Here is an 11,337-nt window from a genome sequence, read left to right on the forward strand (position 1 = left end):
ATCGTGATTATCTCACAACAACAGTCTTAGTAAATATCTTTTTTGTCAAGTTAATGACTTTTTTGTCCGGTAAAGAACTTTATTGTCACTTAACACAACAAACGCCATAATTATAAATTCTTACTCTACTGTAACTGATTTAGCCAGATTACGTGGTTTATCCACATCGCAGCCACGGTGCAGAGCTGCATAGTACGAGATAAGCTGCATTGGAACTACCGATACGAGTGGCGTTAGCATCTCATGTACAGCCGGAATCGTGAAACGGTCTCCCTCATTCTCCATACCTTCCATACTAATAATGCAAGGGTTCGCACCGCGAGCTACAACCTCTTTCACGTTACCGCGAATATTCAAGTCTAGCTCCTTCTGTGTAGACAGGGCAACAATCGGCGTATCCTTCTCAATAAGAGCGATCGGACCATGCTTCAGCTCACCGCCAGCAAAGCCTTCTGCCTGAATATAGGAAATCTCCTTCAGCTTCAGGGCGCCTTCGAGGCATACATAGAAGTCAATGCCACGGCCAAGGAAGAATGCATTGCGATGCGTGCTCAGGAACTCATCCGCAATCTTCTTCATCTCATCCTTGTTATCGCATAAGGTCTCAATTGCATTGGCTACGATGCCCAGCTCTTTCAGCGGGTCAAAATCCAGCGACAAGCCTTGCGCACGTGCCGTATCCACTGCAAGGATCGCTAGTACCGCTAACTGTGCAATATACGCTTTCGTCGAAGCGACCGCAATCTCTGGACCGGCATAGAGCGGCAGTGTATAATCTGCTTCACGAGATAGGGTAGAGCCTGGCACGTTCGTAAGCGTCAGTGCTTTGTATCCCATCTTCTTCACCTGTACCAACACCGCGCGGCTGTCCGCTGTCTCTCCGCTTTGCGAGATAAAGATGAACAGCGGCTTTTGGCTAAGAAGCGGCATATTGTAGCAGAACTCGCTCGCAATGTGTACTTCTACCGGAATACCTGCCATCTTCTCGATAAATTGTTTACCGACAAGACCTGCATGATAACTAGTACCACAGGCAACAATATAGATACGATCCGTATCCCTCATCGCCTGACGGATCGATTCCTCCAGCTTCAGATTACCGTCCTCGTTCTGATATTGCTGGATGATATTGCGGATAACGAACGGCTGCTCATCAATTTCTTTTAGCATATAATGCGGATACGTACCCTTTTCAATGTCGCTGGCGTCGATTTCAGCAACAAACGGATTGCGGGTGATTACGTTTCCATCCAAATCCTTAATCGTGGTGCTATCTTTTGTTACGACTACGATTTCTTCGTCCATTAGCTCGACGAATGTATCAGTTACTTGTAGCATCGCCATGGCGTCACTAGCTACAACGTTGCAGTCTTCACCCAGGCCGACAAGCAGCGGGCTTTTATTCTTGGCTACATAGATAACGTCCGGATCTTCCTGATCCAATAGAGCAATGGCATACGAGCCTTTCAAGTTTTTCAGCGTGGTACGGAAGGCTTCTTCTACGCTCATGCCTTCTGCCACGAATGTTTCTATCAGCTGCACAATAACTTCAGTATCCGTGTCGCTGATAAAGGAATGCTCGGATAACAAATTCCGCTTCAAGTGTTCATAGTTCTCGATTACGCCATTATGCACAAGCGTAAAACGCGCAGTATGACTCTGATGTGGATGTGCATTTATGCGATTCGGTACGCCGTGCGTCGCCCAACGTGTATGACCGATTCCAACGTTGCCTGTCGTGTCCATATCTACAACGTCACGCAGCGCAGCAATACGACCTTTCTCCTTAAAAACACGTACACCTTTTCCGTTTACAACAGCGATGCCTGCAGAGTCATATCCACGATATTCCAGTTTCTCCAAACCACGAAGCAAGATTTCTTTTGTATCCTGAGTTCCGATATATCCTACAATTCCACACATATACGTTTTTGTTCCCCTTTCGAGACGGGGCAACACACGTCGTCACTACAACTCTTCCGTTCAGACAGGGTGCGCCCCCGTCTACCATTGTCTTTTGTTATCGTTTCAAAATGAAAATCCACTTTATACACATACCCCGGTTTTTGTTTCTTAAACCACAGATATGAGACCGTGCTGTTCTTTTGTCCGGCAAGTTTCCTTGACGTTTTGTTGAACAGCCCTGCGGCAGCGGTCTACTGCCGGGAGGCATCCGCCGAATCAATCGATTAACCTCCACCTCGTCAACCATTCCTTTACCGTCCGATAGGAATGGTCCTGGCGCTTTTCGACATCATTATATTTAAGACCAACCTGTACATTTCCTGTGCTCTCCATCCCCTCCTTATTTGTACTATGCATACATTACCACATGTAAACACTTTCTAACAATAGGGAGTTTTCCCCGTGTCTTTACCTTTACCTAACATAAGAAAAAAAGGATACGGTATGACTACCGCACCCTTTTAACGAAAATTTATACGAGCTCTTTCTTAACGACATCAGCGATGTGTTCTACATACGCTTCCAGCTCTGCTTTATCCGGGCCTTCCGCCATCACGCGAACAATCGGCTCCGTTCCGGAAGGACGAACAAGCACGCGTCCGTTCGAACCGAGCTTTTCCTCTATTTCTTCAACGGCAGATTTGACCGCAATGTTTCCTGTTAGCTTCGATTTATCAGCAACACGTACATTCACAAGAATTTGCGGATATTGGGTCATGGTCTCTGCGGCTAATTCAGACAGTGGCTTGCCGTTTGTTTCCGCAACCACATCAAGCAATTGCAACCCCGTCAGCAGCCCATCTCCGGTCGTATTGTAGTCAAGGAAAATGATATGGCCTGATTGTTCGCCACCCAGGTTAAAGCCGCCTTTAAGCATTTCCTCCATTACATAGCGATCCCCTACAGCCGTCTGGCGAGTCTCGATGCCTTCCGCCTCAAGCGCCTTATAGAATCCGATATTGCTCATCACTGTAGATACGACTGTATTGTTCTTCAGTTTGCCACGACGCTTCCAAGCTACGCCACAAATGGCCATTATAAAGTCGCCGTCAACAAGCTCCCCTTTTTCATCGACCGCAATCAAACGGTCCGCATCGCCGTCAAATGCCAAACCCAGCACAGCGCCATGTTCCACTACGGCTTGCTGTAGGGCTTCTGGATGAGTAGAACCACACTTATCATTGATATTCAGACCATCCGGATTGCACGCCAGCGTGATTACATCTGCTTCCATATCAGCATACAATTGTGCTGCCAGTGCGGAGGCAGACCCGTTTGCGCAGTCAACGACAATTTTCAAATTGTCGAATCGATTTTGCACTGTACCTTTTAAGTACTGAAGGTACTTCTGTGCCCCCTCTTTATAATTAAGCACCGTTCCAATATCGCCGCCAATCGGACGCGGCAGCTCATCTTTCTCTGCGTCAAGCAACGCTTCGATTTCAGCTTCCATCTCATCGAGCAGTTTAAATCCGTCGCCACCAAAGAATTTAATACCGTTGTCCTGTACCGGATTGTGAGACGCAGAAATCATAATTCCCGCGTCTGCTTCCAGGGCACGGGTAAGATAAGCGACACCTGGAGTAGAGATGACACCCAACCGAATCACTTCCGCTCCGATAGACTGAAGCCCGGCGATAATGGCGCGTTCTAGCATCGGTCCTGAAATGCGCGTATCGCGGCCGACAACCACCTTCGGTCGCTCGTTCCTGCTTTCACGGGTAACGATATATCCGCCGCATCGCCCCAATTTATATGCCAGCTCTGGAGTTAATTCTGTATTGGCAACGCCTCTCACGCCGTCAGTTCCAAAATATTTACCCATTTCTTTACCTCTCCTCTCACGAGTTAACATTCTGATTATCAGCTTGTTCTTTTATTACAACTACTGCTTGTAGACCTTGTTGATTTACTATTTTCACATCGGAAGGAAGATTGCTGACATGTACGGACGATGTATACTGACCTGGCTGCTTTCCGCTCAGATCGATAGAAGCAACAAGTTTATTTTTATCGATTTTTTCTATTGCCTCTTTGGTCCCTTGAAGTTGCAGTTCGACACGACCGGATGAAGGTTTAACGAGCTCCGCGCTCTGACCTTCGGCAAGCCCCTGGAATTTGATTGGCAACTCCACCGAATCTCGTATATTTGCCGGTGGTTGAGGCTGCTCCTCTGGCTTCTCCGGTTCATTAGGAGCAGTACCTACCGTCGCTTCATTCTTTTTTATGATATCGACCTTCACTTCTACAGATGTCACATCCGCTTTCTCTATTTTATCCGGCAGCGAAATATTGACAGGAACCGTCTTCGATTCACTTAGCCCGTTTACATCTACATCCGGAAGAGTAATGGTCGAAATTGTATTCAACACTTCCTGACTCCCATATAGTGTCACTTGTTTCGGATTCGCCGTTATAGCGGCAATCTGATACCCTTCTGCCGGTGTTCCTTTACTTCCAACTTTCAAAGGCACCGTCTTTCCCGGAGTTACGGAGAGCGGGACATGCACATCCACTGTTGCAGGCGATACTTTGGCCACTTCTACAGGCTCACCGCGATGATCAAGTACACGAAGCGGAGCTCTCGCATTAACCGATTCCTCGGCTCCTTCCACGCTAACATATGCCCGAACAAATGCTACATCCTTCACCTGGCTTTCCGGCACGGTGACAGTCACCCTCTGAGGATTAACAATGGGCTGACCTACTTTTCCATAGGCCTTCGCCTTACCGACAACATCCACTTGAATCGTTTTTTCTATCTTCTTAATTTCTTCGATATTGACTGTTACACGGCTTGGCTGAACCGTTACTTCAAGTCCTCTGGGTACTCCCTCATATTGTACCGGTACATCATGCTTTCCGCTACCATAATTGCGTAAGTCTACATAAACGTCAAAATCAGGTGATATAAGAGAAGACATAGCTAATAGATCTTTGCTTCCCTTCACCTCTACCTGTACGGTGGAGGGCGCCTGCACAAGGTACTTACGCGCATCATACCGCACCTTCAAGTCAACCTGATTTGTCTGCGACGTTACTTGTCCCTGCCCTACACCCGTGCTGGCGATCGGGTCATTATTGACTACTGCCCATAGCATCAAGGCCAGCAACAGCGAGATTACTTTGACCACGGTGTTGTTGTTAAGCCATCTATCCATCGTTTTTCACCTTCCGTTGCCAGATCGGTGTCGCCGCTCTTCCTTGCTGGGTGAGCTTCTCATGCAGAAGTTCCGTGAGCTTCTCCTGGTCATAATCACGAGTAATCTCGCCATTGAGCGCGACAGAGACCTGACCGGTTTCTTCCGATACTACTACAGCAAGAGCATCTGATACCTCGCTTAACCCGATGGCCGCCCGGTGGCGCGTGCCCAGTTCCTTGGAGATGGTAGGATTCTCGGAAAGCGGAAGATAACACCCTGCCGCCATCACCATCTCTTTACGCATAATCACCGCGCCGTCATGCAACGGAGTGTTCGGAATAAAAATATTAATCAGCAATTCAGTACTGCTGCGAGCGGTCAAATTAATGCCGGTCTCAATATAATCTGATAATCCTGTCTCTCGTTCGATGACAATGAGCGCTCCAATTCTCCGCTTCGCCATATAGAAAACAGATTTACCTATCGCCTCTACAGCATCGGCTACCGCTTTCTCTTCAGGAGCTGAACTGCGGGAGAACAGACGACCGCGGCCAATTTGCTCCAGTGCACGCCGCAACTCCGGTTGAAAAATAACCAGAATTGCAAAAACTCCATATGTAAAAGCTTTGTCCATCAACCATTGCAATGTACGTAATTGCAGGACAGTACTAGCCAACATTACAACAACGATGACAATAATTCCTTTAAACAATTGAAGTGCACGAGTTCCACGTAGCAGAAGAATCAATTTATAAATAATATAAGTAACAATTAGAATATCAACTGCATTAATAATGTAGCCAAGAAAATTCTCCGTAAAATCCTCCATTCACTTTCCTCCTTAAAGCGGGAGGCAATCATCAGGCAAAGGTGTGCCGTTCCCTTGTATCCCAGCGTTCTCTTTCCTTAGTATATATTGTTTTCCAAGCCCACGCAAAAAAGACACGGTATTCCGTGCCCTTCTTCCATTTTTATTTTAGCTGCTTATAAGCGAATTGAAAACCTTTTTTAAATTATACCAAACCCATTCCAACGCTTCATGAATTTCTTCTACTTCACCTGAAATATGAGCTGTGGAGGCTGCATACACCTCGCCGTCAATGGCAACCACATTTCCCTTTACGTCTCCATCGATCCGAATGCTGCCGTTACGCACGACAATATCGCCTTCTACAGTTTTGCCTGCAGGAACGATAACCATATGTCGATCTTCATCGACTTTAATATTCTGGGCCTGCGGAGCGGAGAATTCAAACCGTTCCTGCCCTTCCGTCCAGAATGACATCATGCTGCCAGCCATTAACATAACGAACAACGAAGCGGCCACAAGCAAAGGATGCCGTTTAATTCGGTCAAAAAAGCTTACTTTTCGCTTTTCTTTGGGCAGAGCAGCCATTACACGGTCCGTAAATCCTTCCGGTGCTTTAGTATGAGATAAGCTTTGTACGAAAGCGATTGTTCTCTTCAGTTCCTGGAAGTGTCTTTTGCAATCCTGGCAGGTAGCGATGTGGGCACGGATCTGCATCTCTTCTTCCTTGGTTACTTCTTCATCCAGGTAGTGATGCATAAGACGCACGATATCTTGGCAATGCATAATAAGTCTCTCCTTCCTTTCTACTACATAAACCGAAGTTTTTTGCGCAGTGCTTCCCTGCCTCGGTGAATTCTGGTTTTGATGGTGGAGATGGGTAGCTGGACCGCTTCACTGATTTCCTGCAGGCTTAAATCTTCAATGTAGCGTAGCAACATGACCGCCCTGTATTTAGGGCTTAATCCCATGATGGCACCCTGTACTTCTCCCTGCAATTCATCTGTTAGCACTTCCTCTTCCGGTCCCTTGCTCGTGTCGGCAAGCCGGTCATGCCAGTCCACTCCCTCTGCTCCGGAAATTTCTGCGTCAATGGAGAGATTTTTCTTTCTTTTTCTGAGAAGATCAATACTGAGATTCGAAGCGATACGGTATATCCATGTAGAGAACTTGTACTGGGGGTCATAGTTGTCCAGGTTAGCGTATACGCGCAGGAATGTCTCCTGGGCCACGTCCTCCGCTTCCTGCCGGTTACCCACCATTCGGTAGGAAACATGGTATACCTTATCCTTGTACAAATCGACCAGTTCGGCAAAAGCGTCACGATCCCCATTTTTTGCCCGCTGGATAATCCGTTGCTCGGTAATGTCCAATTTGCTCCACATCCTAAATCAGTTTCCCGTATATTACATACGTCTGCTCTACATTACAGGTTTCACAAAAAAATAAAAAGACGAGAACGCATAATGCGCGCCCTCGCTTGCCTTTATCCATTTTGCTTCTTTATTATATTAGTTTTTCGCCGAATACGGAACCCATTAACGCTACCGCAACGCGCGCCGTCTGATTCATCTGATCGAGGATCGGATTAACCTCCACGAACTCAGCGCTGGTCAATACGTTGGCTTCAGCTAGAATTTCCATTGCGAGATGGCTTTCACGATAGCTGATGCCTCCGATAACTGGCGTTCCAACACCTGGACAATCGTGCGGATCAAGACCATCCAAATCAAGACTCAGATGAACGCCATCCGTTCCGTCCGTGACGATTTTCATCGCCTCCTCCATGACTCGTGCCATGCCCAAGCGATCGATTTCGTGCATTGTAAATACTTTAACGCCAAGCTTTTTGATAAACTCTTTCTCGCCGGGATCCAATGCCCGTGCTCCGATAAGCACCGTTTTTTCAGGATTTAGTCTGACATTCGAGCTTCCGATAGAGGTGAGCGATTCATGACCGTATCCAAGACTTACAGCAAGTGACATACCATGAATGTTTCCTGACGGAGAAGTTTCTGCTGTGTTCATATCACCATGAGCATCATACCAGATAACACCGGACTTTGGACGGTGCGTAAGCACGCCAGCAATCGTACCGATGGCGATGCTGTGGTCCCCTCCGATAACAAGCGGAAAGTTCCCTTTGGCCATCTCACCTGCGACCGTTTCGCACAGTTCAAGGTTTACCCGTGCGATTTCGTCTAAATACTTGAGATTTGTGCCTGCAGTCGTATTTTCCTTCGGACGACGTACGATGATGTCGCCTTTATCCTGCACCTTGTATCCGATTTTCTCCAAACGCTCCACAATTCCAGCGTAACGGATGGCGCTTGGTCCCATGTCTACACCGCGTCGGTCCGCTCCCAAATCCATCGGAACACCAACAACCGAAATATTTCGATTCATTGAAGGATTCATATATGTAAGCCCTCTCTTTCTATATGGTACGTTTATTTTATCTCTTTCGGAACAAATGACTCAACTCGACAGGTTTATGAATGGTTATACATCTGTCGGCAGAATATATTCTATATATATTCTGGGTTTGAAGAATCGATAAAAGGGGTAAATAAATAGGGCTTTTTATAGAAGGGGGGTTGCCATGATCACGTTTTCTTCCGTCTCCAAAACATATGAGGATGGCACACAGGCTATTCGCGGGCTCGATTTTACCATTCAGGCCGGCGAACTTTTCGTGCTTATCGGCCCAAGCGGCTGCGGTAAAACGACGACAATGAAAATGATTAACAGATTAATCGAGCCAACAGAAGGGAAAATTCTCTTGCATGATCGGGAAATACATATGTTTAACGTTCAGGAGCTCCGCTGGAATATCGGGTATGTACTCCAGCAAATTGCGCTGTTTCCCCATATGACAATCGCTGAGAATATTGCACTCGTTCCAGAGATGAAAAAGTGGAAAAAAAAGCAGATAAGCGACCGCATTGATGAACTTCTACATATGGTAGGCCTTAATCCTGCCACGTACCGTGATAGAAAGCCATCTGAATTGTCTGGCGGTCAGCAGCAGCGTGTCGGTGTTATACGGGCATTAGCAGCCGACCCGGAGGTAATTTTAATGGATGAGCCCTTCAGCGCACTTGATCCACTCAGCCGCGAACAACTGCAACAGGATATTCGCAGTCTTCAACAGAAAATTAAGAAGACCATCGTATTCGTTACACATGATATGGATGAGGCGATGGCTATCGGTGATCGCGTCTGCTTAATGAAAAATGGAGAAACAATACAAATCGATACGCCACAGAATATGATTCTACGCCCTGCTAACGACTTCGTACGCGAGTTTATCGGGAACCGTAAATCTTCCTGGCTAACTACAGTGGATGTAATCAGCGAAACAAGAAGTCCTCATCTCCTATCGATTCATGAATGGGAAAAAGGACACATCTCAAGCACCTTACCGCTGTATATCGTTGAAGAGGACGGTTCCCTGTTCGGTAAGATTGTGGAAGGCAGCATTGTTCGGGAATACGTTCCTATGATACCTAATGACATGAGGCTAGCCCAAGCTTTGCCTCTCTTTGAACAGTATCAGGTAGAAGCCTTACCTGTCGTTAAAGGCTCGAAAGTGATCGGCATACTTTCATACCGTACAATTGTACATTATCTTGCGAAAGAGCATGAGAAGGAGATAAGTGGGATATAATGCAGAGCTTTTTTGAGTTACTCGAAAAAAACCAGGATATCCTGCTCTCGACGATTTGGCGTCATTTGCAGTTATCCGTCGTCTCCCTCCTATTTGCACTGTTGATAGCCCTACCGCTCGGTATCTACCTTACGCGTAACAAACGAATCGCCGAACCGATTATCGGCGTAACGGCTGTATTGCAGACCATTCCTAGTCTGGCTCTGCTTGGCTTTATGATCCCGCTTATCGGTATTGGTCCTACTCCGGCTATTATTGCTTTAACCGCTTATGCACTGCTACCGATTCTACGCAATACATATACTGGAATTAGTGGTGTAGACCCGGCATTAATCGAGGCTGCAACCAGTATGGGAATGAATTCCCGGCGTCGTCTCACCAAAGTAGAGCTTCCTCTCGCAATGCCTACCATTATGGCCGGTATCCGTACAGCAATGGTACTAATTGTAGGAACGGCCACGCTGGCTGCCCTTATCGGCGCAGGAGGCCTCGGCGATTTGATTCTTACGGGTATTCAGCGAGCGGATAACGCGTATATTCTACTGGGAGCCATTCCCTCAGCTCTGCTCGCCATTTTACTCGATGTACTTCTCCGCTTTACTGAAAAGCGTTCCATGAGTTCGTCTTTTAAGCCGATTCTTGCAGTTATGGCTCTCCTGGTAGGTCTTATCGCTTCCCCCTTTTTTATTCAAGGAGGAAAAGCCGATATAGTACTAGGTGCAAAGCTTGGTTCAGAGCCTACTATCCTTATTAACATGTACAAAATTTTAATCGAGGAGCAAATCGAATTAACTGTAGAGCTTAAGCCTAATCTAGGCGGAACTGATTTTCTTTATAATGCAATTAAAAAAGGGGATATCGATGCGTACCCCGAATATACGGGGACTGCAGTCGTTACACTGATGAAGCAGCGGCCTGTCAGCAGCGATGCAAAAGAAGTATATGATCAAGCAAAAAAATTGATGGCCGACCAAAACCTGATTTATCTTAATCCGATGAAGTTTAACAATACATATGCTCTAGCCGTAAAAAAGGATTTCGCCAAGCGGTTGAATCTAAAAAAAATATCAGACCTAAAAGTACATACAGATAAGTTAAAGGCCGGCTTTACATTCGAATTTAAAGACCGAGAAGACGGATATAAAGGTATACAAAAACAGTACGGCTTAAATCTTCCCAATATCCAAACTATGGATGCGGGCCTGCGCGCCAAAGCGATCGGGACTGGAGATATAAATCTCATCGATGCTTATTCTACCGACGGCTATATGATTGAATATAAACTGGTGGCTTTGGAAGATGACAAAAATCTTTTTCCACCTTATCAAGGCGCACCTTTAATCAGAAGAACAACCCTTGAAGAACACCCTGAATTGGAAAACATCCTAAATTCGCTAGCTGGTAAGATTAGCGAAGAGGAAATGATGGAGATGAACTATCGAGTAGATTATAAAGATGAAGCTGTCGACAAAGTAGCACGTGAATTCCTTGAAAAGAATGGATTGATAAAAAGAAAATAGCCACATTTATCTTTATAAAGATGAACGTGGCTATTGAAGAGAAAAAGCGGATAACCAGAAAGGAAATCAGTGTATATCCCTTTGGTTTTCTGCTTTTTTATTAAACGCTTGTTTAAATAAAAAAGACCTTACATTACTGTAAGCGTCTAAGTGAAGCGGGTGATGGGAATCGAACCCACGTATTCAGCTTGGAAGGCTGATGTTCTACCATTGAACTACACCCGCACATAT

Annotated in this window: 9 protein-coding genes and 1 tRNA gene; 2 read left to right on the forward strand and 8 right to left on the reverse strand. The window is 46.1% G+C overall.

Features of this window, described 5'->3' with window-relative positions:
• Window positions 1-120: 120 nt before the first annotated feature.
• The 7 genes from glmS to rocF all read right to left on the reverse strand — a co-directional run bounded on the left by glmS (window position 121) and on the right by rocF (window position 8,322).
• Window positions 121-1,923 carry a glutamine--fructose-6-phosphate transaminase (isomerizing) gene (glmS, locus tag AF333_RS28600; RefSeq protein WP_043066906.1) on the reverse strand — a complete coding sequence of 601 codons (1,803 nt, stop codon included), beginning with the start codon at window positions 1,921-1,923 and terminating at the stop codon, window positions 121-123.
• A gap of 514 nt (window positions 1,924-2,437) precedes the next feature.
• Window positions 2,438-3,790, reverse strand: coding sequence for a phosphoglucosamine mutase (glmM, locus tag AF333_RS28605; RefSeq protein ID WP_043066907.1), 1,353 nt, complete (start codon window positions 3,788-3,790; stop codon window positions 2,438-2,440).
• Window positions 3,791-3,806: 16 nt separating this feature from the next.
• A complete protein-coding gene (locus tag AF333_RS28610) occupies window positions 3,807-5,126 on the reverse strand; it encodes a CdaR family protein (protein ID WP_043066908.1) in 1,320 nt (439 codons plus the stop codon).
• Window positions 5,119-5,937 carry a diadenylate cyclase CdaA gene (cdaA, locus tag AF333_RS28615; RefSeq protein WP_043066909.1) on the reverse strand — a complete coding sequence of 273 codons (819 nt, stop codon included), beginning with the start codon at window positions 5,935-5,937 and terminating at the stop codon, window positions 5,119-5,121. Before cdaA ends, AF333_RS28610 begins: the two co-directional genes overlap by 8 nt.
• A gap of 147 nt (window positions 5,938-6,084) precedes the next feature.
• Window positions 6,085-6,702 carry an anti-sigma factor family protein gene (locus AF333_RS28620; RefSeq protein ID WP_043066910.1) on the reverse strand — a complete coding sequence of 206 codons (618 nt, stop codon included), beginning with the start codon at window positions 6,700-6,702 and terminating at the stop codon, window positions 6,085-6,087.
• A gap of 23 nt (window positions 6,703-6,725) precedes the next feature.
• The gene (gene sigW, locus AF333_RS28625; protein WP_043066911.1) at window positions 6,726-7,289 is read right to left on the reverse strand and encodes an RNA polymerase sigma factor SigW; all 564 of its coding nucleotides are present in this window, start codon (window positions 7,287-7,289) and stop codon (window positions 6,726-6,728) included.
• 133 nt (window positions 7,290-7,422) lie between these two features.
• On the reverse strand, window positions 7,423-8,322 hold the full coding sequence (gene rocF, locus AF333_RS28630; RefSeq protein ID WP_043066914.1) for an arginase: 900 nt from the start codon (window positions 8,320-8,322) through the stop codon (window positions 7,423-7,425).
• Window positions 8,323-8,518: 196 nt separating this feature from the next.
• On the opposite strand from rocF, the gene AF333_RS28635 reads away from it, so the two are divergent.
• Together AF333_RS28635 and AF333_RS28640 are read left to right on the forward strand one after the other, a co-directional pair.
• Entirely contained in the window at window positions 8,519-9,586 is a 1,068-nt protein-coding gene (locus tag AF333_RS28635) for an ABC transporter ATP-binding protein (RefSeq protein WP_043066912.1), read from the forward strand.
• Window positions 9,586-11,106, forward strand: coding sequence for an ABC transporter permease/substrate-binding protein (locus AF333_RS28640; protein WP_043066913.1), 1,521 nt, complete (start codon window positions 9,586-9,588; stop codon window positions 11,104-11,106). The genes AF333_RS28635 and AF333_RS28640 overlap by 1 nt, the downstream gene beginning before the upstream one ends.
• Window positions 11,107-11,260: 154 nt before the next feature.
• On the opposite strand, the gene AF333_RS28645 is transcribed toward AF333_RS28640, so the two are convergent.
• Window positions 11,261-11,331: transfer RNA gene (locus tag AF333_RS28645), tRNA-Gly, on the reverse strand.
• Between the last annotated feature and the right edge of the window lie 6 nt (window positions 11,332-11,337).

This window comes from Aneurinibacillus migulanus, from assembly GCF_001274715.1.
GTDB classification, from domain to species: domain Bacteria; phylum Bacillota; class Bacilli; order Aneurinibacillales; family Aneurinibacillaceae; genus Aneurinibacillus; species Aneurinibacillus migulanus.

Coding starts and splice junctions, on each gene's coding strand:
- AF333_RS28620 (WP_043066910.1), bottom strand. CDS start 6,702: ATGCATTGCCAAGATATCGTGCGTCTTATGCATCACTACCTGGATGAA.
- AF333_RS28635 (WP_043066912.1), top strand. CDS start 8,519: ATGATCACGTTTTCTTCCGTCTCCAAAACATATGAGGATGGCACACAG.
- cdaA (WP_043066909.1), bottom strand. CDS start 5,937: ATGGAGGATTTTACGGAGAATTTTCTTGGCTACATTATTAATGCAGTT.
- AF333_RS28610 (WP_043066908.1), bottom strand. CDS start 5,126: ATGGATAGATGGCTTAACAACAACACCGTGGTCAAAGTAATCTCGCTG.
- glmM (WP_043066907.1), bottom strand. CDS start 3,790: ATGGGTAAATATTTTGGAACTGACGGCGTGAGAGGCGTTGCCAATACA.
- AF333_RS28640 (WP_043066913.1), top strand. CDS start 9,586: ATGCAGAGCTTTTTTGAGTTACTCGAAAAAAACCAGGATATCCTGCTC.
- rocF (WP_043066914.1), bottom strand. CDS start 8,322: ATGAATCGAAATATTTCGGTTGTTGGTGTTCCGATGGATTTGGGAGCG.
- glmS (WP_043066906.1), bottom strand. CDS start 1,923: ATGTGTGGAATTGTAGGATATATCGGAACTCAGGATACAAAAGAAATC.